Source organism: Streptomyces sp. NPDC008001 (assembly GCF_042958085.1).
In the GTDB taxonomy this organism is placed as follows: Bacteria; Actinomycetota; Actinomycetes; order Streptomycetales; family Streptomycetaceae; genus Streptomyces.
Genome location: NZ_JBIBIZ010000002.1, coordinates 466770 through 489753 on the forward strand (window position 1 = coordinate 466770; position 22984 = coordinate 489753).

A 22984-nucleotide genomic window follows, 5' to 3' on the forward strand; every position below is an offset into this window, starting at 1 on the left:
CGCCAGGGCGCGAGGACGGGACAGCGGGATAGCGAAACGGGGCGGCCTCCGGCATCCGGAAGCCGCCCCGCGCGTCAGCGGCTCTTGCGGGCCGCCACCGCGCTGCCGGCCCAGCCGATCGCCACCGAGGCGGCCGCGATCACGCACACGCCGTTCCAGCCCCAGTGGGAGTACGCGGGGCCCGCGAGGGCCGAGGCGCTCGCGCCGCCGATGAACGCCGTCACGACGTAGGCGGTGTTGGCCGCTGCCGGGGTGCCGGTCGAGGCCAGCGCACGCGTCTGGTTGGCGACCTGCCCCGCTATCAGGCCCGCGTGGATGACGACGGCCGCCGCGCACAGCGCCCACAGCTCGTGCCCGCCGAGCCAGAACAGGGGCAGTGAGACGGCGGTGAGCGCGTAGGCCGTGGTGACGACCCGCTGTGCGCCGAAGCGGTCGATGAGCGTGCCCGACACGGGGGCGAGGGCGGTCGAGACGAGACCGAACAGGCCGAAGAGGCCGGCGGCCGCGGTGGACAGGTGGAACGGCCGGTCCGCGGTGAGCAGCAGGGTGAGCGACGTCCAGAGGGAGCTCCAGGCGCCGAACAGCCCGGCCTGGCGCAGGCACGCGGCGCGCAGGTCGGCGGAGGCGCGCAGCAGGCCCGGCAGGGCGGCGATGGCCTTGAGCGGGCGGGAGGCGCGGCGCGGGCGGGTCTCGGCGGGCAGGAGCACGGCGGTGAGCAGGCCGATGGCGACGGTCAGCGCGGCCGAGCCGAGGAAGACGGCGCGCCAGCCGTACGCCTGACCGGCGAGGGAGCCGAGGACGCGGGCCGCGACGATGCCCGTGAACAGCCCGGCCACGACCGCGGCCACGTGCCGGCCGCGCCGGTCGGCGGGCGCCCGCTCCGCGACGAGCGGCACGAGCAGCTGCGGGACGACCGTCGCGGCGCACGCCACCAGGACGGCCGCGGCCAGCGCGGGCAGGCCGGGTGCGAACGTGGCCGCGACGAGGGCCGCGCCGGCCACGGCGGACAGCACGGCCACGAGCCGGCGGCGGTCGGCCGTGTCGCCGAGCGGGGCGAAGACCAGCAGGCCGACGGCGTAGCCGAGCTGTGCGACGGAGGCGATCCAGCCGGCTGCGGAGGGGGCGACGCCGAAGTCACGGGCGATCAGGCCGAGGAGCGGGGCCGCGAGGTAGATGTTCGCGGCGGTGACGGCCGTGCAGAGGGCGATGACCGCGAGGAGGACGGTGTTGCCGGTGCGCGCCGCGGGGGCGGACGCGGGCGCGGCCTGCGGTGCGGCGGCTGTAGCCACGGCGGACGGTGCCGCCGTGGCTACGGGCGGGCGCGCGGGCGTGGGTGTCGGCGTCGGTGTCGGCATGGACGTGGGCATGAGCGGCGGGTCCCCCTGAGAGCGGCATCGCTTACAACCAACTGGTTGGTTGTAAGTTTCACGTGAAACGGTGCATGCTGTCAACTAAATAGTTGGTTACGCTGGGTGCATGGCAGGAGTGAGGGACCCCGAGGCCACCAAGGCGCGCATCTTCGCCGCGGCCACCGCCGAATTCGCCGCCCACGGCATCGCCGGGGCGCGCATCGACCGCATCGCCCGCGAGGCCAAGGCGAACAAACAGCTCATCTACGCCTATTTCGGCGACAAGGCAGAGCTGTTCTCGCAGGTACTGCAGCACGCCTTGCTGCAGCTCGCTTCCGCCGTGCCCGTCGACGCCGACGATCCCGACTGCTACGTCGACCGCCTCATGGAGTACCACCGGGTCCACCCCGAGCTGGTGCGGCTGCTCCTGTGGGAAGGGCTGGAGTACGGGAACGGCGAGATCCCGCACGAGGCCGAGCGGCGCGCCCGCTACGACGCCAAGGCCGAGGCCTTCGCGACCGCCCAGGAGAAGGGCAGGGTCGACCGGGGGCTGCCGCCGCGGCACCTGCTCTTCATGATCAGTGCGCTCGCCGGGTGGGCCACGGCCGTCCCCCAGTTCCGCCGGCTGCTCGTCGGCGGGACGGAGGAGGACCTGGCCGGGCTCCGCGAGTCCGTACGGACGGCGGCGGGGCGGATCACCCAGCCGGCCGACTGACTGAACTGTCGACTGACAGAGCTACTGACGGACTGAACACCGGCGGGCCGGACCACTGACCGCCGTGGCCCGCCGGTTTGTCCGGCCCTCGCGCCGGCTCAGTCCGTTCCGACCTTCGACAGCAGGTCCACGATCCGGCCCTGCACCTCCGCGCTGGTCGACCGCTCCGCCAGGAACAGCACCGTCTCCCCGGTGGCCAGGCGCGAGAACTGCGTCGGATCGACGATCCCGGCCGAGGTGTAGACGACCAGCGGCGTGCGCTTGAGCAGGCCGTTGCCGCGCAGCCAGTCGACGATGCCCGCGCGCCGGCGGCGCACCTGCATCAGGTCCATCACCACCAGGTTCGGGTGCATCTGCGTCGCCAGCGCCACCGCTTCCGCGTCCGTCGCCGCCCACGCCACCTGCATGCCGCGCCGCTCCAGCGTCGCCGTCAGCGCCTCCGCGATCGGCTCGTGCTCCTCGATCAGCAGCACGCGCGGCGGGTGCATCTCGCTGTCGCGCGGAGCCAGTGCCTTCAGCAGGACCGCCGGGTCCGCCCCGTAGGCCGCTTCCCGCGTCGCCTGCCCCAGGCCGGCCGTCACCAGCACGGGGACCTCGGCCGCGACGGCCGCCTCGCGCAGCGACTGCAGCGCGGTGCGGGTGATCGGGCCGGTCAGCGGGTCCACGAACAGTGCCGCGGGATAGGCGGCCGTCTGGGCGTCGACCTCCTCGCGCGAGTGCACGATCACCGGGCGGTAGCCGCGCTCGGTCAGCGCGGCCTCCGTGGACGGGTCCGGGGCGGGCCACACGAGGAGCCGGCGCGGATTGTCGAGCGGCTCGGGCGGCAGCTCGTCGTCCATCGGCGGGCGCGGCGCGTTCATCACCTCGACCGCACCGTTGGGGCCGTCGAGGGGCTCCGGCCCCTCGGAACCCTCGTCCGGCGCTCCTATGGCGAACGCGCGCCCCTCCTGGGCGTCCAGCAGCGGGGGCCGCGGCGCCATGGGCGCGTTGCCGCGCTGCGGCTGAGGCTGCGTCTGCTCGGGCTGTCCCTGCGGCTGCGGTGGTGCCGCGCGCTCCCCCTCGGCGGGGTTGCCGAGCCGCCGGCGACGGCCCGAACCGCCGCCGGGCGCCGGCTCCTGGCCGGGCTGCTGGGCGAACGGCGGGGCCTGGCCCAGTGCGCGCACGCTGATCGGCCGCCCGGAGGTGTCCGAGCTGCCCTGCGCGGCTGCGGCGCCCGGCTCCTCGGCGAGCGGGCGGCGCGCCCGGCGGCGGCCCGTCGGGGCGGGAGCGCCCGGTTCGGGCTGGTCGGCGGGGGCGCCTGCGCCGGACGGGTCCGCCTCGCGCGGGCCCGTGGCCCCGTACGAGGCGGAGGCCGCTTCGCCGCCCCCGGTGCCGGGGGAGGGGGCGGGACCGTTCGGGCCGCCGGGTGCGGCGGCCGGGGCCGCGCCGGGGAAGGGCGGTGCCTGGTGTGGTGCGTGGGACGGGCCGTTCGCTTCGGCGGCCGGGCGGGGCTGCGGGCCCGCTCCGGGACCGCCCGGGTACGCGGGCGCGGTGGCCGGGTGCGCGGGCGCGGACGGATTCCGGCCGGGGAACGGCGCCGGGGCGCCCTGCGCGTCGCCGGCCGGGCCGAGGAAGGCCGCCGTGCCGCCCCCGTGCTCGGGGCGGGGGCCGCCCTCGCCGGCGGACGCCGGGCTGCCGGGACCACCCGGACCGTGGGGGCCGTTCTGGCTGTTCCCGCTGCTCTGACCGGGCTGACCGGGCTGAGCCGGCTGACCGGGCCGGCCCGGGATCGGTGCATTCGCCGGGGCGCCGGGCGTGGGCCCGTTCCCGCCGGTGAACGGTGCGGCACCGCCGTGCTCCGGGTGCGCGTTGCCAGCGCCTCCGGGCGTGGGGCCGCCGTCCGGGGCGAGGAACGCCGCCGTCCCGCCCTGCCTGGGCTGAGCCTCGGCCGGGCCTACGGGCGCGGGCCCGCTCGGGCGGGGGAAGGGCGGTACGCCGCTGCTGCCGGTGTTCTGGCCGGGGAAGGGCGCGGGGGCTGGTGCCGGTGTGCCTTCGGTGGGGCCGGCCGGGCCGAGGAAGGCCGCGGTGCCGCCGCCACCGGCGGGGCCGGCCGCGTTCGGAACACCCGGGCCGCCAGGAGCACCCGAGCTGGTGTTCTGGCCGGGGAAGGGCGCGGGGGCTGGTGCCGGTGTGCCTTCGGTGGGGCCGGCCGGGCCGAGGAAGGTCGCGGTGCCGCCGCCACCGGCCGGGCCCGCGGCGTTCGGAACACCCGGGCCGCCAGGAACACCAGGACCGTTCTGACCGGGGAAGGGTGCCGCGCCGCCTCGCGGAGCATGCGTTCCCGCCGCCGCGTCGGCGGCAGCCTCCCCGCCGTGGCCGGGCATCGCCCGGCCGGTGCCGTTCCGGTTCGGGAAGGGCGGGGCGGGCACCTGCGGCGCGCCGCCGCCCGGGAAACCGGCACTTTCGTCGTCGGCGGGCTTGCGCGGCGCGCCCGGCAGCCCGGGAGCCGTGCCCGGGGCGACCGGCGATGCCACCGCTCTCGGCTCGGGGTGAGCGCCCGCCTCGCGCGGACGGTCCGCTTCCGCCGGCGGCAGCGCGAACGCCGTCCGCGGCCCCGCGGGCTCTCCCGTGGCCTGGCCGGGAATCGGGCGCTCCGGGGACTCCGCGAGCGCCCGCCGGGCCCGCCGGCCCGTCGGAGCGGCCGCCGTGGCGGACTCCGGCGTGCGGTCGGCCTCGGCGGGCGGCAGCGCGAACGCCGTTCGCGGCGCCTCCGCCTGCTGCGCCTGCTGTCCTTGCTGGGGCTGGTCCCTGCGCGCGCGCCGCCCGGTGGGCCCGGCCGGCGTGCCCTGCGCCTGCGGCGGTACGAGCCCGCTCGCGTCACCGTCACCGCCGGGCCCCGTGGCCGGAGCACCCGGACCCGTACCGGAACCGTCCGTGCCGCCCCGCCCGTGGCGGCTGGAGCGGGCCGCGGGCACGCCCTCGCCGTCGGACGGCGCCGCGGAGGGCACCGGCTCCTCGTCCGTGCGCGGCTTGGCGCGCCGCCGACCGGTGGGCGGCGTGCCGTCGCCCTGCGGGAGCTGAGGAGCCTGCTCAGACTGAGGGGACTGCAGGGCCGGGGCAGGCTGCTGCGCCGCGGCGCCGTCGCCCGGCGCATCGCCGTCCGCGCCCCGCCGCGCCCGCCGCCCGCTGCTGCCCTGCGTACCGGCACCAGCGGAAGAGGCAGCCGAGGCAGCCGAGGCGGCAGGAGAAGCAGAAGGGGCCGAGGAAGCAGAGGAAGCAGGCGCGGCCCCGGCCGGAGCCTCCGTCGTGCCGCGCGCCCGCTGGGACGGCACCGGCATGACGGTCGTGGCGCTCATCGTGTCCCCGGCGGACCGCCGCTCCGTGGCGGCCGGGCTCACCGGGCCGCCCTTCGAGGAGACGGGCACCTCCAGGACGTACGCGCTGCCGCCCGCCGCACCCGGCACGTCGTGGGTCTGCAGCACCCCGCCGTGCGCCCGCACGATGCCGCGCACGATCGGCCCGTGGACGGGATCGCCGCCCGCGTAGGGGCCCCGCACCTCGATCCGTACGACTTCGCCGCGCTGTGCCGCCGCCACGACGATCGTGGAGTCGCCGGACGGCGCGCCGCCCGCGGGGGCGTTGCCCGTGGCGTCGACGCCCGCGACGTCCGCGATCAGGTGCGCCAGCGCCTGTGCGAACCGCTCCGCGTCGACCTCGGCCTCGATCGCCGGCGCGTGCACAGCGAACTGCGCCCGCCCGGGCCCGATCAGCTCGACCGCGCCCTCGACGCCCGCGGCCACGACCTCGTCGAGCGCGACCGTCTCCCGCTCCAGCTTGGCCTCGCCGGCGTCCAGCTGCTGGTAGGCGAGGACGTTGTCGACGAGCGTGGTCATCCGGGCGTACCCGGCGGAGAGGTGGTGCAGGATCTGGTTGGCCTCGGGCCACAGCTGGCCGGCCGGGTCCGCGGCCAGGGTGCCCAGCTCGGCGCGCAGTTGCTCCAGGGGGCCGCGCAGGGACTCCTTCAGGACGGCCTGCAGCTGTGCGTGGCGGGCGGCGAGGGCGTCGTACGGACGGCGGTCGGTGAAGGTCATCACCGCGCCGACGAGCTGGTCGCCGTCGCGCACGGGCGCCGTCGTGAGGTCGACCGGGACCGCCCGGCCGTCCTTGGCCCACAGCACCTGCCCGCGCACCCGGTGCTTGCGCCCGGAGCGCAGCGTGTCGCAGACCGGGGACTCCTCGTACGGGAACGGCGTGCCGTCCGGCCGGGAGTGGTGGATCAGCGGGTGCAGTTCCTTGCCGCCGAGGTCGCTGGCGCGGTAGCCGAGGATCTGCGCGGCGGAGGGGTTGAGCAGGACGATCTTGCCGGCGGTGTCGACGCCGACGACGCCCTCCGCGGCCGCGCGCAGGATCATCTCGGTCTGCCGCTGCTGCCGGGCGAGTTCGGCCTCGGTGTCGAGCGTGCCGGTCAGGTCGCGGACGACGAGCATGAGCAGCTCGTCGCCCGTGTAGGGCTGGTGGTCGGCGTACGGGGTGCGGCCGTCCTCCAGGTTCGCGCTCGTCACCTCGACGGGGAACTGCGAACCGTCCGTGCGCCGGGCGATCATGCGCGTCGGCTTGGTGCGGCCGTCGTCGCTGTCGGGCAGCCGCATCGAGCCCGGGATGCGCCGCGAGTCGAAGTCGGGCAGCAGGGAGAGCAGTCCGCGGCCGACGAGCCCCGTGCCGGGGACCTCGAAGGTTTCGAGAGCTATGTGGTTGGCGTTGACGACCGTGCCGTTGCAGTTGACGAGCAACAGGGCATCGGGGAGGGCGTCGAGTATGGCTGCGAGGCGAGCAGCGCCTCGGGATGGCCTGCTGCTCACGACGACGCTTCCTCCCTGGTTACCGCACCTTGCAGACCGCGCCGGGCGGGCTGGCCGCCGCGCCGTGGCGTGTCACTGGAGCGCAGTCTACGGGCTGCCGGGGCGGGCGCGGCGGCGGACGAGGCGTGCGGCGAGGCGCGCCGGACGGGCGCCGTGGGGCGTCTGCCGCAGGCCCGACATGTCTTATGTGTCAGACCTTGTGGTTGACATTGCGGTCGGTCAGCGGGAGCCCGGACGGTTGCTCCCGGGCGTGCCGAGGAGGCGCGAGAACTTGTCCCAGCGCTCGATCTCGCAGCCGTTCGTGCGCTTGAACTCCGCCCGGACCGGGCGCCCGGCCCACTGGCCGGTGACCTTGGCCCGCTGCGGGCCGCCGTAGATCATCGTGCAGACCTGGCCGTCGGGCACCGGGGCGAACGGGTCCTTGCCCCAGGTGGTCCGGCCATCGATCTGGCTGCACGCCTCCCGGGCGCGCGGGTGCGTGCCGCCGGCCGGGTGGCAGTAGAGGTAATACGAGACGGGGGCGGTCTGCCCCCTGCCGTCGAATCTGCCGTTCTCGCTGACGGTCACGGTGAGGTGGTCGTAGCCTTCGGGGTTCGCCGGGGGCATGGGCAGAACGGCGGCCGGGGCGGCCGACGCGGAGGGGACGGCGAGCAGGACGGCCGGGGCCAGTGCGGCGGCGGCGAGGGCGAGACGGCGGAGCAGCATGCGGGACTCCCGGGGGCAGGTGAGGCGGAACGGGGGCGTGCGGGGCCCGGCCGAACCCTTCACCCTCCTAACGCGCCGGGCGGCAACGCGTTGCGCTCCGGAAAACGTCTTTGCCCCGCCCGGTGAAAGCCCGGTACCGTAGGGGTGCGATTGGTGAGCGGCCGCGAGGCTGTGTCATCATCTGCATCGCACCACTCGTGTACGCACGGGTGGGCTGGAGGCGTCGCCTAGTCCGGTCTATGGCGCCGCACTGCTAATGCGGTTTGGGCCTTAAAGCCCATCGAGGGTTCAAATCCCTCCGCCTCCGCACCACCGGCAAGCCCCGGTCGTCCTTGAGACGGCCGGGGCTTCCGCGTTCCCGGGGGATCCGGGGATCTTGTCCGCAGGGGTGCCGCAGGAGTGTCCGCAGGGGCTTCCGGCGGGTCGCCCGCCGCCGCGTCCGCAGGGTCCTCCGGAGCCGCTCCGGAGGGCGTTTTGGCAGGTCGGAGCCGGTGCGGGGAATGGATTTCGCGTCGCGGCGGAGTTCATGTAATGTTGTCCACGCAACGCCGACCGGCAAGAAAACGCCGGGAAGCCGAGCGCTCGTAGCTTAACGGATAGAGCACTTGACTACGGATCAAGAGGTTGCAGGTTCGAATCCTGCCGAGCGCACAGCCGAGAGTATGGTCACCACTCAGGTGGTACTGTTCACTCGACCGTCGCGGGGTGGAGCAGCTCGGTAGCTCGCTGGGCTCATAACCCAGAGGTCGCAGGTTCAAATCCTGTCCCCGCTACTAAGACCGAAGGCCCGGTACCTCAGGTACCGGGCCTTCGGCGTATCCGGAGCGCTTCCTCCGGCCGGGCGCGCGATTCTCAGGAGAATCACAGAGAGCCGAAAGGCGCCTCTCACGCGCCGATCGCACCCTCGTCCCCATGACGGCCGACCCCTCGCTCACCGCTGCCCCCGCCGCTTCCCCCGTCCCGGGCGCCCCGGCGGCCCCGGCCCCTCTCCTGCGGGACGACGGCAGCCCCGTCCGCGTCCTCGTCGTGGACGACGAGGCGTCGCTGGCCGAGCTGCTCTGCCTCGCCCTGCGGTACGAGGGCTGGGAGGTGCGGTCCGCGGCGGGCGGCGCCGAGGCCGTACGGGTCGCACGGGACTTCCGGCCGGACGCCGTCGTCCTCGACGTGATGCTGCCCGACATGGACGGGCTGACGGTCCTGGGGCGGCTGCGCCGCGAACGCTCCGAGGTCCCGGTCCTCTTCCTCACGGCCAAGGACTCCGTCGAGGACCGCATCGCCGGGCTCACCGCGGGCGGCGACGACTACGTCACCAAGCCGTTCAGCCTGGAGGAGGTCGTCGCCCGGCTGCGCGGGCTGCTGCGCCGGGCCCGTGCCGTCGCGGCCCGCCCCGGCTCCGTCCTGACGGTGGGCGACCTGGTGCTGGACGAGGACAGCCACGAGGTCTCCCGCGGCGGCACCGACATCCACCTCACCGCGACCGAGTTCGAGCTGCTGCGCTTCCTCATGCGCAACCCGCGGCGCGTGCTCAGCAAGCCGCAGATCCTCGACCGGGTCTGGTCGTACGACTTCGGCGGGCAGGCCAACGTCGTCGAGCTCTACATCTCCTACCTCCGGCGGAAGATCGACGCCGGGCGGCCGCCGATGATCCACACGCGGCGCGGGGTCGGCTACCTCATCAAGCCGGCCACGCCGGCGTGAGCACGGCCCGTTCCCCGCGGCCTGCCCCCGTCCGCCGCCCCGGCCGTGCGCCCGGCCGGCTGCTCGCCCGGCCGCGGACGCTGCGGACGCGGCTCGTGCTGTCCACCGTCGTGCTCGTCGCCGTCGTCTGCGCGGTGATCGGCACGGTGACGGCCATCGTGCTGCGGAGCTATCTGTACGGGCAGCTCGACGTGCAGCTGGGCGAGGTGGTGCGGCGGGCCGCGGCGCCCCGCCCGCCGGACCTGCGGCGGGGCGGCCCGCTGAGCTTCGTCCAGGGCGGGGGCCAGCCCATCGGCACCGTCGGTGCGCTGACCGGGGACGACGGGCGGGTCACCGACTCAGCGGTCAGCACGCCCGCGCGCACCTGGTGGGGTGACGGCGATCCCCTGCGCGAGCCGCTGACCGCCGCCCAGAGCGACGCCCTCGCGCGGCTTCCCCGCGACGGCAGGCCGCACGACGTCGAGCTGCCCGGCCGGGGTGACTACCGCGCCCGGTCCGTCACCGCGCACGGCGGCACGACGTACCTGGTCGGCATTCCGACCGCGAGCGTTCAGGAAACCCTCAACACGCTCATCCTGGTGGAGATTTGCGTCACCGCCGCCGGGCTCGTGGCGGCCGGAATCGCCGCGGCCGCGACCGTACGGCTCGCGCTGGGGCCGCTGCGGCGGGTGGCGGCGACGGCCACGCGCGTCTCCGAACTCCCACTGCATCAGGGCGAAGTGGCGCTGCACGAGCGCGTCCCGGAGGCGGAGGCCGATCCGCGGACCGAGGTCGGTCAGGTCGGCGCCGCGCTCAACCGCATGCTGGGGCACGTGGGTTCGGCACTGACGGCACGTCAGGAGAGTGAGACGCGGGTGCGGCAGTTCGTCGCGGACGCGAGCCACGAGCTGCGGACTCCGCTGGCCTCCATCCGCGGGTACGCCGAGCTCACGCGGCGGGCCGGCGGCGCCGGCGGCGAGGAGACCGGGCCCCGCACCCGGCACGCGCTCGCCCGCATCGAGTCCGAGGCGCGCCGCATGACCGGGCTGGTGGAGGACCTGCTGCTGCTCGCCCGCCTGGACACCGGCCGCCCGCAGGCGTTCGCGGACCTCGACCTGTCTCCGCTCGTGGTCGACGCCGTGAGCGACGCGCGGGCGGCCGGGCCGGGCCACGCGTGGCGCCTGGACCTGCCGGCCGAGCCGGTCACCGTACGGGGTGACGCGGCGCGGCTCCACCAGGTGCTGGTCAACCTGCTGGCCAACGCCCGGACCCACACGCCGGCGGGGACGACGGTGACGGCGCGCGTACGGGGGGCCTCCGGCGGGGCGTGGACGGTGGTGTCGGTCGAGGACGACGGGCCGGGGATCTCCGCGGAGTTGCTGCCGCACGTGTTCGAGCGGTTCGCGCGGGGAGACGCGTCCAGGTCCAGGGCGGCGGGGGGCTCCGGGCTGGGGCTGGCGATCGTCCGGGCGGTCGTGGAGGCGCACGGGGGACGGGTCGGGGTGGAGAGCGAGCCCGGGCGGACCGTTTTTGCGGTGGAACTGCCCGTCCGGCACACCCGGGTTGCGGGGCCGGGGCAACTCGCCGTTGCGGTGGGGGAGATTCCCCGGACCCTCTCCCGGAGGGGGCACCCCCGCTCCCCGTAACCGGGGGCCGGGGCGGGCCCTCCGGTGGCTGCGCTTTCCTGCCCGTACGGGATGCGCGGTGCGGGCATTCACAGGTGGCGCACAGGGTTTGCACACGCCCGCGACAGCGGCCCCGGCAAGGGTCGCCGCATGACTGAGGCCACCCGGCAACCGCTTCCCGCACGCGCGCCCTTGTCCCCGCGGGGGATCGTGCTCGACGTCGTGATTCCCGTCCACAACGAGGAGGACGACCTGGAGGCGTGCGTGCGCCGGCTGCACGCCCACCTCACGGCCACGTTCCCCTACGGGTTCCGGATCACCATTGCGGACAACGCGAGCACCGACCGCACCCCCGAGGTCTCCGCCCTGCTGGACGACGCGCTCGACGAAGTGACCGCCGTCCGGCTGGAGGAGAAGGGCCGCGGGCGGGCGCTGCGCACGGTCTGGTCGATGTCCGAGGCGCCCGTGCTCGCCTACATGGACGTCGACCTGTCCACCGGCCTCAACGCCCTGCTGCCGCTCGTCGCCCCGCTCATCTCCGGCCACTCCGACCTGGCGATAGGGACGCGGCTGGCGGGCGGCTCGCGGGTCGTGCGCGGGCCGAAGCGGGAGTTCATCTCCCGCGCGTACAACGTGCTGTTGCGGACGGGGCTCGCGGCGCGGTTCTCCGATGCGCAGTGCGGGTTCAAGGCGTTGCGCAAGGACGTTGCCGAGCGGCTGCTGCCGCTGGTCGAGGACACGGGGTGGTTCTTCGACACCGAGCTGCTGGTGCTGGCCGAGCGGGCGGGGCTGCGGATCCACGAGGTCCCGGTGGACTGGGTCGACGACCCGGACAGCTCCGTGCACATCGTCCGCACGGCGACGGAGGACCTGCGCGGCGTGTGGCGCGTGGGGCGTGCCCTGGCCACGGGGGCGCTGCCCCTGGACCGGCTGCGCCGTCCCTTCGGCGACGACCCGCGCGACCGGGCCGTGCCGGGCGTGCCGCGCGGACTGGCCCGGCAACTGCTGGGGTTCTGCGTGGTGGGGGTCCTCAGCACCGGCTTCTACCTGGCGCTCTACTCGCTGCTGCGGACGGCCGCGGGCCCGCAGACGGCGAACGCCGCGGCGCTGCTGCTGTCCGCCCTCGCCAACACCGCCGCCAACCGCCGGCTGACCTTCGGCGTGCGGGGCCGGGACCGGGCGGTGCGGCACCAGGCGCAGGGCCTCGTGGTCTTCGCGATCGGCCTGGCCCTGACCAGCGGTTCGCTCGCCGCTCTGCACGCGGCGGGCGGCTCCCCGTCCCACGGCGCGGAGCTCTCCGTCCTCGTCACGGCCAACCTGGCGGCGACGGTGCTGCGGTTCCTGCTGCTGAGGGCGTGGGTGTTCGCGGCGGCGCCGGGAGACCTTCCGGACCCGGTGGTTCCGGCGGCCACGACAGCCCAGGCAGCCCCGGCGGTTCCGGCGATTCCCGTAGTACCGGCGGTTCCGGTTGATCCGACCGTTCCGGCAGTTCCGGCAGTTCCGACAGCAAAGAAGGACCGATGACCACAGTCACGGAGGCCGCGAGGCCCACGAAGGCCGGGAGGGCCGTGCGGCTGCGGCTCGCGGCGCTGCTCGCCGTCACCGCCGCCCTCTACCTCTGGGACCTGGGCGCGTCCGGCTACGCGAACCAGTTCTACGCCGCCGCCGCGCAGGCGGGCAGCGCGAGCTGGAAGGCGTTCTTCTTCGGCGCGTCCGACGCCGCCGGGGCGATCACCGTCGACAAGCCGCCCGCCGCGCTCTGGCCGATGGGCCTGTCCGTACGGGTCTTCGGGCTCGGTTCGTGGGCGATCCTCGTGCCCGAGGCGCTGATGGGCGTGGCTGCGGTGGGCGTGCTGTACGCGGCCGTGCGGCGGCACTTCGGCGAGGCGGGCGGGCTGCTCGCGGGGGCGGCGTTCGCGCTGACGCCCGTCGCCGCGCTGATGTTCCGCTTCGACAACCCCGATGCGCTGCTGTGCCTGCTGATGGTGTGCGCCGTGGCGTGCGTCCTGCGCGCGCTGGAGGGCGGGCGGACGGTGTGGCTGCTCCTGGCGGGGCTCTGCTTCGGGCTGGCGTTCCTCACCAAGACGCTGCAGGCATGGCTGATCCTGCCGCCGCTCGCCGTGCTGTACGCGGTGTGCGCGCCGGTCCGGCCGCTGCGGCGCGCGGGACAGCTGCTGCTCGCGGGCCTGGTGACCGTCGTCTCCGGCGGCTGGTGGGTCGCCGTGGTCGAGCTGTGGCCGGCGGGTTCCCGCCCGTACATCGGCGGCTCGCAGCACAACAGCTTCCTCGAACTCACCTTCGGCTACAACGGACTCGGCCGCATCAACGGCAACGAGACCGGGAGCGTGGGCGGCGGCGGTCACGGGCCCGGCGGGGGCGGCGGGCGCTGGGGCGACACCGGCATCCTGCGGCTGTTCGGCTCCGACATGGGCGGGCAGATCGCCTGGCTGCTGCCGGCCGCGTTCGTCCTGCTGCTGGCGGGGCTCATCCTGACCCGGCGCGCGGGGCGGACGAACGTCCACCGGGCGGCGTTCCTGGCGTGGGGCGGGGCGATGCTGATGACCTTCGCGGTCTTCAGCTTCATGTCCGGGATCTTCCACCAGTACTACAACATCGCGCTGGCGCCGTACGTGGCGGCGCTCACCGGCATGGGCGCCGTGCTGCTGTGGGAGCGCCGGGCGTTCACCGCGCTGGCGGCGGTCGTCACCGGAACGGCGGGCTGGGCGTTTGTCCTCCTGGACCGCACTCCGCAGTGGCTGCCGTGGCTGAGGTGGGCGGTGCTGCTGGGCGGGGTCGCGGCGGGGTGCGCGCTGCTGGGCGCGAAGCGCGTTCCCGTCGCGCGGGTTGCCGTCGCGCTGTCCGTAACGAGTGCGCTCGCGGCGCCGCTGGCGTACACGCTGAACACGGTGCGGACGCCGCACGGCGGGTCGATCGTGACGGCGGGGCCGGCGGTGAAGGGCGCGGGGCGCTTCGGCGGCGGCATGCGGGCGGCCGGGCGGGGTGCGGAGCGGGCCGGCGGGCGGGCCGGTCAGCCCGGCGGGCGGTTCGGCGGGCCCGGGGGTGCGCCCGGGGGGCGTGGACCGGGTGGGCCGGGGGCGCCGGGCGGTCCGGCCGGCCGGGGCGGCTCGGCGGGGCCCATGGGTAAGGCGCCGCGGTTCGAAGGCGCTCCCGGCGGTGCCATGGGCGGGCTCCTCGGAGGGCAGCGGGTGAGTGCCGCCGCCGCGGCCGCGGTGAAGGAGGGCGCGGCGGCGTACCGCTGGGCGGCGGCCGCGGTCGGTTCGCAGAACGCGGCGAGCTACCAGCTCGCGACCCAGGTGCCCGTGATGGCGATCGGCGGCTTCAACGGCAGTGACCCGTCGCCGACGCTCCGTCAGTTCCAGGCGTACGTGGCGGCGGGGAAGGTGCACTACTTCATCGCCGCGGGCGGCGGCGAGGGGCGCGGGCGCGGCGGGAGCGCGTCCGCCTCGGCCGCGATCGCCGCGTGGGCGGAGGCGGGCTTCACGAAGGTCGCCGTCGGCGGGGCGGTGTTCTACGACCTGACGCGGCCGGTGCGGGCGGGCTCCTGAAAAAACCTCTTGTACGGCGTAGAGGAGCGCTTGTACGGTGTATGTCACCGGTAGTCGTACACCGTACAAGGGGGATCCCGTGACAGCGCCGGCCAAGGAATCACCAACCACTGCGGGGGAGCAGCCGCAGCGCAATCCCACGCGCTGGCTCGTGCTCGGCGTGATCTGCCTCGCCCAGCTCACGGTGCTGCTCGACAACACGGTGCTCACCGTGGCCATCCCCTCCCTCACGGAGGAGATGGGCGCCGCCACGTCCGACGTCCAGTGGATGATCAACGCGTACTCGCTGGTCCAGGCGGGGCTGCTGCTCACCGCGGGCAGCGCCGCCGACCGCTACGGGCGCAAGAAGCTGCTCGCCCTCGGGCTCGCGCTCTTCGGGACCGGCTCGCTCGGCGGGGCCCTGTCCGAGACGACCGGGCAGCTGATCGCCGCCCGGGCGGGCATGGGGGTCGGCGGTGCGCTGCTGATGACCACCACCCTCGCCGTCATCGTCCAGGTCTTCGACGCGGACGAGCGGACGAAGGCCATCGGGCTGTGGGGCGCGGTGAGCTCCCTCGGCTTCGCGGCCGGGCCGCTGATCGGCGGGGCGCTCCTCAACCACTTCTGGTGGGGCTCGATCTTCCTGATCAACCTGCCGGTGGCCCTGCTCGGCCTGCTGGCCGTCCTCAAGTGGGTGCCGGAGTCCAAGAACCCGGCCGGGGACCGGCCCGACCTGCCCGGCGCGGTGCTGTCCACGATCGGCATGACCGGCGTGACGTTCGCGATCATCTCCGGGCCGGGGTACGGCTGGTCGTCCGCGCGGGTGCTGCTCTCCGCGGGCGTGGGTGTCGTCGTGCTGGCCGCGTTCGCGGTGTGGGAGCGGCGGGCTCCGTACCCGATGCTCGACATGGCCTTCTTCCGCAACCGGCGCTTCGTGGGTGCGGTCTCCGGCTCCGTCCTGGTCGCCTTCGGCATGGGCGGATCGTTCTTCCTGCTCACGCAGCACCTGCAGCTCGTGCTGGGCTACGACCCGCTGCAGACCGGTCTGCGGATGTCGCCGCTGGCCCTGGTCATCGTCGTCCTCAACCTCACCGGGGTCGGGGCGCGGCTGCTGCCGAAGATCGGCACGCCGGTCGCCATCGCGGGCGGCATGGCGCTGCTGGCTGCGGGGCTTGCGGCGATCGCGGTGCTGGGCGCCCACGGGTACGGCGGGATGCTCTTCGGGCTCCTGCTGATGGGTGTCGGCATCGCGCTGTCCATGCCGGCGATGGCCACGGCGATCATGTCCGCGATACCGCCGGAGAAGGCGGGCGTGGGCGCCGGCCTGAACGGCACGCTCCAGGAGTGCGGCAACGGGCTCGGCGTCGCCGTGCTGGGCGCCGTCCTGAACTCGCGCTTCGCGGCGCTGGTCCCTGCGGTGGCCGCGGGGGCGGGGTCGCTTCCGGCGGCGCTCGCGGACGCGCGCACGGACGCGCAGCGGGCCGCCATCGCGGACGCCTTCGCCACGGGCGTCCACACCAGCCAACTGGTCGGCGCAGCCGCGGTCCTGGCCGGCGGCCTCACCGCAGCGCTCCTCCTGCGGAGGGCGGAACGGGCCCAGTAGCCCCCTGATGCCGGGCCCCACGGGGGTGGGCCCGGCAGCGGGGGTCCCTCCGGGGGTGGGCCCAGGCCCTTTGCGCCCGCCGCAGCTGTGATCAGCCCCCGCGGCGGGGTCCGGCGGTGCCGGAGGGGCCGAGGTGCATGGTCCTTGCCCGGAGCGGAGGCGCCTAGCATGCGGGGCGTAGGGTCGTGGACAGGGCGGACAGAGGGGTACCAACAGATGGCCGGCGGCGGAAAACGGACAAAGGATCCCCGGAGCAGCGTGTGGCTGACCGGGAAACCCGCCCCCGCCCCGCGGCGCGGGCAGGAGCAGGGCGCCGGCGCCCTCGACCGGCAGCGCATCGTCGACGCCACGATCCGCCTCCTCGACGCCGAGGGCATGGAGAAGTTCTCCATGCGGCGGCTGGCCGCCGAGCTCGGCGTGACCGCGATGTCCGTCTACTGGTACGTCGACAACAAGGACGACCTCCTCGAGTACGCCCTCGACGAGATCATCAGCGATGGGATCCCCGACCCGGCCGACGAGAGCGCCGACTGGCGCGACCAGCTCCGCCTCCTGGTCGCCGGCTACCGCGACACCCTCGCCGCCCACCCCTGGGCCCCCGCCCTGCTCGGGCGGTACCTCAACATCGGCCCCCGCGCGATGGCGTTCTCCAACGCCACGGTCGCCGTCATGGGCCGCAGCGGTCTCCCGACGGAACACATCACCGGCGCGCTCTCCGGCGTCTTCCAGTTCGTCTACGGGTTCTGCACGATCGAGGGCCTGTACAAGGAGCGCGTGCGGGATGCGGGCGTCAGCGAGGACGAGTACTTCAGGAACGTCATCGGTGCGGTCACCGCCGACCCCGCGTGGGCGGAGGAGTACAGCGCGACGGCGGAAGTCACCGAAACGCTGGTCAAGACCGGGAGCATCCGGGAGATGCGGGAGCGCGACTTCGCCTTCGCCCTCGACATGCTGATCGCCGGCATCGAGGTCATGCGGGACCGCACGAAGGGCGCCGGGAGCGCCTGAGGCCCCCCGCAGCGGGAAGGCCCGGAGAACGGCAAAAGACCGAAGCCCCGGCGGTGGCGCGCAGGCCGTCCCCTGCCTGTGCGCGCGCCACCACCGGGGCCCGTCTCCGGGACCGTTTCTTGCCGTTCAGGTCCCGGTTTTCCGTCCGGCCGGGGCGCGTCTCCGCTCGATCACGCGCCCCCGCCGACGGGGTCTGTCAGCCGCCCTGGCGGGCGGGTTCGGCGCCCTTCCCGGCCGCGTCGGCCGCATGCCCGCCGGACCGGCTCTGCAGGGCGACCTCCTTGATGAACAGCGTCAGGACGAAGGCCAGCAGCGCGCACGGCGCCGCGTAGAGGAACACGTCGCCCACCCCGTGCCCGTAGGCGCTCTCGACGACCGTCCGCAGCGGAGCGGGCATCGCGTCGAGCTTGGGGATGCCGCCGCCGGAGCCGCCGCCCTTGGCCGCGGCCGCCGCGCCCTGCGGGCCGAGCGCGGTGAGACCGTCCTTGACGTAGTCCGTCACCCGGTGGCCGAGCACCGCGCCGAGCGCGGAGACGCCCACCGCGCCGCCGAGGGAGCGGAAGAAGGTGACGACGGAGCTCGCGGAGCCGAGGTCCTTCGGGGCGACCTGGTTCTGCGTGCAGAGCACCAGGTTCTGCATCATCATGCCCATGCCGAGGCCGACGAGCGCCATGTAGACCGCGAGGTGCCAGTACGGCGTGTCGTACCGCATCGTGCCGAGCAGCCCGAGGCCCGCGGTGAGCAGCACGCCACCGCTGACCAGCCAGGCCTTCCAGCGGCCGGTCTTGGTGATGATCTGACCGGAGATCGTCGACGACAGGAACAGGCCGCCGATCATCGGGATCGTCATCACGCCGGACATCGTGGGCGTCTTGCCCCGCGCCAGCTGGAAGTACTGCGAGAAGAAGACCGTGCCGCTGAACATCGCGACACCGACGAAGAGGCTCGCCGCCGACGACAGGGTGATCGTCTTGTTGCGGAACAGCCGCAGCGGAATGATCGGCTCGGCGGCCTTGGACTCCACGAGGACGAAGATCGCGCCGAGCGCGATCGAGCCGCCGACCATGGCGTACGTCTGCCACGAGATCCAGTCGTAGTTCTTGCCCGCCAGCGTCACCCACACCAGCAGCAGCGTGACCGAGGCGCTGATGAAGAACGCGCCCAGCCAGTCGACCTTCACGTCCCGCTTCACCACGGGGAGCTTCAGCGTCTTCTGCAGCACGATCAGCGCGATCACGGCGAACGGCACGCCGACGTAGAAGCACCAGCGCCAGCCGAGCCAGTCGGTGTCGGTGATGACGCCGCCGAGCAGCGGGCCGCCGACCGTGGCGACGGCGAACGTCGCGCCGAGGTAGCCGCTGTAACGCCCGCGCTCCCGCGGGGAGATCATCGCCGCCATGATGATCTGCGCCAGGGCGGACAGACCGCCGACGCCGATGCCCTGCACGGCGCGGCAGGCGATGAGCGTGCCGGTGTTCTGCGAGAGACCGGCCACGACCGAGCCCGCGACGTAGACGATCAGGGCTATCTGGACCAGCAGCTTCTTGCTGAACAGGTCGGAGAGCTTGCCCCACAGGGGGGTGGACGCGGTCATCGCCAGCAGCGATGCCGTGACCACCCAGGTGTAGGAGGACTGGCTGCCGTGCAGATCGGAGATGATCTCCGGCAGCGCGTTCGAGACGATCGTCGAGGACAGGATGGCGACGAACATGCCGAGCAGCAGCCCGGACAACGCCTCCATGATCTGCCGGTGAGTCATGGGGGCGCCGCCGTCCTGGCCGCCGTGCTTGGCGTGGCCGCCCCCCACACCGGCCGGTGTGGTCGTAGCCATTGAGTTCCTTTGCTGTGCGTGTGTGGCTTGTGGTGTGCGCCTACGGTCGGGGCCGGCAGCCGTCGAAGCTGTCGCGGAACCGCCCCAGCAGCTCGGTCAGCCGGCCGACGTCCTCCGCCGACCAGTCCCGCAGGCACGTCGCGAGCGCCTGCGTGTAACGGCCGGAAACCTGCCGGAGCAGGGCTTCGCCCGCGGGGCTGATGCGCAGCAGCCGGGACCGCCTGTCCGCGGGGTCGGGGTGCCGTTCGAGCCAGCCCCGGGCCTCCGCGTACGCGACGTGCCGGCTGGTCACCGACATGTCGATCAGCAGCAGTTCGGCCAGCTTGCCCATGCGCATCTCGCCGTACTGCCGCAGCATCGTCAGCACGACGGCCGCGGCCGGCGAACAGTCCGCCGGCAGGACCCGGGCGAGATCGCGCCGGACGGCGGCGACGGCGCTGAGCTGCCGGGCGAGCTCCTCGTACTGCTCCTGCTCGGCCATGCGCGCCGCCCTCCCCACCTTCAGTTGCTTAGGGCAACGATGTAACCAGAATTTGGTTGCTGCAGGCAAGTGAAAAGGGGTTTCCGTGGGTAAAGGTAGGGCCAAGGATCCCCAGGCCCCCGTAAAGCCGCAGGTCGGGCGCGAAACGGACGGAGTGCCTCAGGTGTGGGGAGGGAGTGCCTCCGCAAAGGCGGGCCGCCGCGCGCCGTCCGTCCCTCCTTCGCTAGGGTCCTGGCCTATGGCCAACCCCCATCAGCAGAACCCCGAGAGCTACGACCCCGCGGGCAGCACGCAGATGTTCCGCGCCTTCGTCGACGAGGGCACCCCGGGCCGGCGCGCCGCCGCCCCGGCCCCCGCCCGGTCCTCCGGCCCCCGCACCGGTGTGATCGCCGGAGTGATCGCGGCGGTCGTGGTCGTCGCGGCCGTGGTGTGGCTGGCGCTCGGCTGACCACCGCCCCCACCGGGAACCCGGGGGTCAGCCCCCGGGCAGTACGGCCGCGCCGGGCAGCACGGCCACGTCGCGCGTCTCGACGTGCATGCCCCACGGCACGCGCCAGGCGTCGACGCACACCGTCCACGACGCCTCGGTCGCCGCACCCGCCTCGATCGGCACCGGGAGCGGCTGCGACGAGGTGACCGTGGCCCAGTCGATGCCGAGCGCGTCGATCACGTGTGCGCCGAAGGCGACGGTGCCCGAGGTGACGGGACTGCCGCCGGAGTTGGTGAGCGACACGGTGACCTTCTCGCACCAGCGGCGCCCTTCGTCGTCCGCCGACCGGCGCGGTACGCCCACGTCGAGCCGGGCCGGCTCGGCCGTGCGCGACGGCTGTCCGGACGGTGGCGACGGCAGGTGCGGTGCCGGTGACTGCGGTCTCGGCTGCGGCGCGGGCCCCGGCTTGGCGGGAGGCGCGGGGGCTGCCGTACGCGGAAGGCTTCCGGTGCCCGTACGGGGATCCGTGCCGTGCCCGGTGCTCCGCGGGCTGCTGCTCCTGCCGGGAGGCGGCGGGGGCGATGGAGACGACGGAGGCGACTGAGGCGCCTGCGGCGATGCCGGTGGCCGGGAGGAAGCCGGAGCCGGAGAACCCGATGAGGTGCCCGGGGGGCGGCCGGAAGGCGGCGCTGCGGGCAGAGGGTGGAGCTCAACGCCTGCTGTGGGCGGAACGGGGCCGTCCAAGGGGTGGGAGGACGAGCCGGGGCCTGCCGCTTCGGAGGCGACATAGGCATCGCGGTCGCTGCCGCCGCAACCTGCGAGCAGGGCTCCCAGGGCGAGTGCGGCCGCCGCGGCTGAGGCGGATGCGGAGACGATCGTCTTCCGGCGCATCGGCCCAGTCTGGCTGACGGTCCGTCAGGAGTACAGAGGTCGTCCCGGGTGTGAAGGCCACCCGGTACGGAAGTGGTCCGGCGCGAAGTCCGGAAGCGGGTGGTGCGGGTCGGCGGTCCCCCGTGCGGCTCGCCGTGGATGGGTGATCCCCCCGTGAAGATCCCCCGTGACGGTGCGGCTAGTCCGCGATGAGTCCCTCGCGGAGCTGGGAGAGCGTCCTGGTCAGGAGCCGGGACACGTGCATCTGCGAGATGCCGACCTCCTCACCGATCTGCGACTGCGTCATATTGGCGAAGAACCGCAGCATGATGATCTGCCGCTCCCGCGGTGGCAGTTTGGCCAGCAGGGGCTTGAGGGACTCGCGGTACTCGACGCCCTCCAGCGCGCTGTCCTCATAGCCGAGCCGGTCCGCCAGGGAGCCCTCGCCGCCGTCGTCCTCCGGGGAGGGCGAGTCGAGCGAGCTGGCGGTGTAGGCGTTGCCCACGGCCAGGCCGTCGACGACGTCGTCCTCGGAGACGCCCAGGCACAGGGCCAGTTCGGGCACGGTCGGCGAACGGTCGAGCTTCTGTGCGAGCTCGTCGCTGGCCTTGGTCAGGGCGAGGCGCAGCTCCTGCAGCCGGCGCGGCACGCGCACCGACCAACTCGTGTCCCGGAAGAACCGCTTGATCTCGCCCACGACCGTCGGCATGGCGAACGTGGGGAACTCCACCCCCCGTTCGCAGTCGAACCGGTCGATCGCCTTGATCAGGCCGATCGTGCCGACCTGGACGATGTCCTCCATGGGTTCGTTGCGGCTGCGGAAGCGGGCGGCCGCGTAGCGCACGAGGGGGAGGTTCAGCTCGATCAAGGTGTCGCGTACGTAGGCGCGCTCGGCGCTGTCCCGGTCGAGGGCGGCCAGCCGTGTGAAGAGGGAACGGGAGAGGGTGCGGGTGTCGATCGTTTCGCAGTCGTCGAGCACGGCGTGCGGTGCGTCGGTGGCGAGCACCTTCGCGCTGCCCAGGTCTACGGACATGCCACCCCCTTGAGGTCGCGGACGGGTCACAGCGGGCCCCTCGCGCGAGGGGTTGGCCCCCACCTGAATACCGGAGGCCGCGCTGTGGCAAACGCAGTTCCTGCAGAATGTCACATGTCGGCAACACGCTGTAGCGTCAAGTCGACATATCTGCTGCCTCGTATGGAGAGGGGGTCACCCGTGAGGGTTAGGCCTCGATTCGATTTGCGGAACGCAGCCGCGCGAAGCTCCGGGAGAGCAGCCGGGACACGTGCATCTGGGAGACGCCCAGCTCGGCGCTGATCTGGGACTGCGTCAGATTGCTGTAATAGCGGAGCAGCAGAATGCGCTGCTCGCGCTCCGGCAGTTGTACGAGCAGGTGGCGCACGAGGTCCCGGTGTTCGACCCCGGCGAGTGCGGGGTCCTCGTAGCCGAGCCGGTCCAGCAGGCCCGGCAGCCCGTCGCCCTCCTGGGCGGCCTCCAGCGAGGTGGCGTGGTACGAGCGGCCGGCCTCGATGCAGGCGAGCACCTCGTCCTCGGGGATCCGCAGCCGCTCGGCGATCTCGGCGGTGGTGGGCGTGCGGCCGTGCAGCACGGTGAGGTCCTCGCTGGCGCCGTTGACCTGCACCCACAGCTCGTGGAGCCGGCGCGGCACGTGCACGGTGCGGACGTTGTCGCGGAAGTAGCGCTTGATCTCGCCGACCACGGTCGGCATCGCGAAGGTCGGGAACTGCACGCCGCGGTCCGGGTCGAACCGGTCGATGGCGTTGATCAGGCCGATCGTGCCGACCTGGATCACGTCCTCCATGGGTTCGTTGCGGCTGCGGAAGCGGGCGGCGGCGTAGCGGACGAGGGGGAGGTTGGCCTCGATGAGTGCGGCCCGCACGCGGGCGTGCTCCGGTGTGCCGGGCTCCAGGGTGACGAACTCCTTGAAGAGCACCTGGGTGAGCGCCCTGGCGTCCGCCCCGCGGCTCCTCGGCTGATCGGGGTCCGGCTGATCGGAGCCGGAGGGGTCGGAGTCGGGGGCGTCCGAGTCGGGGGCGTCCGAGCCGGAGGGGGAGTCCGGGGTCTCCCGGGAGCCGGGCTCCCGGCCGGTGTCCGGCGTCGGGGCCGGGCCGGAAGTGGTGGCGGAGGCGTCGGCGGAGGCGGTCGTGGTCCCGGCGGCGGGGCCGAGGGGCTGAGCAGGGGCTTCGTGGAGGGGGGCTTCGGGGACGGTTCGGGCCGACACGGTTCTGCCACCCTTCATGGTCAACTCATCCGGCAAAAGCGGTCATAGCATCACAAGACATGTGCAC

At 74.0% G+C, this 22984-nt stretch carries 15 protein-coding genes, 3 tRNA genes and 1 pseudogene; 11 read left to right on the forward strand and 8 right to left on the reverse strand.

Annotated elements, in window-relative coordinates; translation table 11 throughout:
• Nucleotides 1–74 precede the first annotated feature (74 nt).
• Nucleotides 75–1367, reverse strand: coding sequence for an MFS transporter (locus ACFZCD_RS07105; protein ID WP_391828734.1), 1293 nt, complete (start codon nucleotides 1365–1367; stop codon nucleotides 75–77).
• Between the two features lie 109 nt (nucleotides 1368–1476).
• Between ACFZCD_RS07105 and ACFZCD_RS07110 the strand changes: the two genes are divergently transcribed.
• Nucleotides 1477–2064: a TetR family transcriptional regulator gene (locus ACFZCD_RS07110; RefSeq protein WP_391828736.1), complete on the forward strand. Its 588-nt coding sequence runs from the start codon at nucleotides 1477–1479 to the stop codon at nucleotides 2062–2064.
• A gap of 98 nt (nucleotides 2065–2162) precedes the next feature.
• Here ACFZCD_RS07110 and ACFZCD_RS07115 read toward each other — a convergent pair whose 3' ends face one another.
• Together ACFZCD_RS07115 and ACFZCD_RS07120 are read right to left on the reverse strand one after the other, a co-directional pair.
• Nucleotides 2163–6902 carry a PAS domain-containing protein gene (locus ACFZCD_RS07115; RefSeq protein ID WP_391828738.1) on the reverse strand — a complete coding sequence of 1580 codons (4740 nt, stop codon included), beginning with the start codon at nucleotides 6900–6902 and terminating at the stop codon, nucleotides 2163–2165.
• A gap of 219 nt (nucleotides 6903–7121) precedes the next feature.
• Entirely contained in the window at nucleotides 7122–7607 is a 486-nt protein-coding gene (locus tag ACFZCD_RS07120) for an SSI family serine proteinase inhibitor (protein ID WP_391828740.1), read from the reverse strand.
• Between the two features lie 216 nt (nucleotides 7608–7823).
• On the opposite strand from ACFZCD_RS07120, the gene ACFZCD_RS07125 reads away from it, so the two are divergent.
• The 9 genes from ACFZCD_RS07125 (at nucleotide 7824) to ACFZCD_RS07165 (ending at nucleotide 17065) form a co-directional block, all read left to right on the forward strand.
• A tRNA-Ser gene (locus ACFZCD_RS07125) sits at nucleotides 7824–7914 on the forward strand.
• A 271-nt stretch (nucleotides 7915–8185) separates the two neighbouring features.
• Nucleotides 8186–8258, forward strand: a tRNA-Arg gene (locus ACFZCD_RS07130).
• A gap of 48 nt (nucleotides 8259–8306) precedes the next feature.
• A tRNA-Met gene (locus ACFZCD_RS07135) sits at nucleotides 8307–8380 on the forward strand.
• 139 nt (nucleotides 8381–8519) lie between these two features.
• Complete coding sequence (locus ACFZCD_RS07140; protein WP_391828742.1) at nucleotides 8520–9305, forward strand: response regulator transcription factor; 786 nt, start codon at nucleotides 8520–8522, stop codon at nucleotides 9303–9305.
• Nucleotides 9306–9364: 59 nt separating this feature from the next.
• Nucleotides 9365–10930, forward strand: coding sequence for a sensor histidine kinase (locus ACFZCD_RS07145; protein ID WP_391829010.1), 1566 nt, complete (start codon nucleotides 9365–9367; stop codon nucleotides 10928–10930).
• A gap of 129 nt (nucleotides 10931–11059) precedes the next feature.
• Nucleotides 11060–12433 (forward strand): glycosyltransferase, encoded by a 1374-nt coding sequence (locus ACFZCD_RS07150; protein ID WP_391828744.1) that lies wholly within the window; start codon nucleotides 11060–11062, stop codon nucleotides 12431–12433.
• Nucleotides 12430–14475, forward strand: a complete 2046-nt coding sequence (locus ACFZCD_RS07155; protein WP_391828746.1) for an ArnT family glycosyltransferase — start codon at nucleotides 12430–12432, stop codon at nucleotides 14473–14475. The genes ACFZCD_RS07150 and ACFZCD_RS07155 overlap by 4 nt, the downstream gene beginning before the upstream one ends.
• A 79-nt stretch (nucleotides 14476–14554) precedes the next feature.
• Nucleotides 14555–16057, forward strand: coding sequence for an MFS transporter (locus tag ACFZCD_RS07160; RefSeq protein WP_391828748.1), 1503 nt, complete (start codon nucleotides 14555–14557; stop codon nucleotides 16055–16057).
• 258 nt (nucleotides 16058–16315) lie between these two features.
• Nucleotides 16316–17065 (forward strand): TetR/AcrR family transcriptional regulator, encoded by a 750-nt coding sequence (locus ACFZCD_RS07165; RefSeq protein ID WP_391828749.1) that lies wholly within the window; start codon nucleotides 16316–16318, stop codon nucleotides 17063–17065.
• A 211-nt stretch (nucleotides 17066–17276) separates the two neighbouring features.
• Here the strand turns inward: ACFZCD_RS07165 and ACFZCD_RS07170 are convergent.
• Nucleotides 17277–18896 (reverse strand): annotated as a pseudogene (locus ACFZCD_RS07170) (MDR family MFS transporter); the annotation flags it as partial.
• Between the two features lie 40 nt (nucleotides 18897–18936).
• A complete protein-coding gene (locus ACFZCD_RS07175; protein ID WP_391828751.1) occupies nucleotides 18937–19377 on the reverse strand; it encodes a MarR family winged helix-turn-helix transcriptional regulator in 441 nt (146 codons plus the stop codon).
• 238 nt (nucleotides 19378–19615) lie between these two features.
• Here ACFZCD_RS07175 and ACFZCD_RS07180 point away from each other — a divergent pair, with 238 nt between their 5' ends.
• Entirely contained in the window at nucleotides 19616–19825 is a 210-nt protein-coding gene (locus ACFZCD_RS07180; RefSeq protein WP_391828753.1) for a hypothetical protein, read from the forward strand.
• A 27-nt stretch (nucleotides 19826–19852) separates the two neighbouring features.
• On the opposite strand, the gene ACFZCD_RS07185 is transcribed toward ACFZCD_RS07180, so the two are convergent.
• From ACFZCD_RS07185 to ACFZCD_RS07195, 3 genes are all read right to left on the reverse strand, one after another.
• Complete coding sequence (locus ACFZCD_RS07185; protein WP_391828755.1) at nucleotides 19853–20110, reverse strand: hypothetical protein; 258 nt, start codon at nucleotides 20108–20110, stop codon at nucleotides 19853–19855.
• 766 nt (nucleotides 20111–20876) lie between these two features.
• Complete coding sequence (locus ACFZCD_RS07190; RefSeq protein ID WP_391828757.1) at nucleotides 20877–21710, reverse strand: RNA polymerase sigma factor SigF; 834 nt, start codon at nucleotides 21708–21710, stop codon at nucleotides 20877–20879.
• 187 nt (nucleotides 21711–21897) lie between these two features.
• On the reverse strand, nucleotides 21898–22917 hold the full coding sequence (locus tag ACFZCD_RS07195; RefSeq protein ID WP_391828759.1) for a SigB/SigF/SigG family RNA polymerase sigma factor: 1020 nt from the start codon (nucleotides 22915–22917) through the stop codon (nucleotides 21898–21900).
• Nucleotides 22918–22984: the final 67 nt, after the last annotated feature.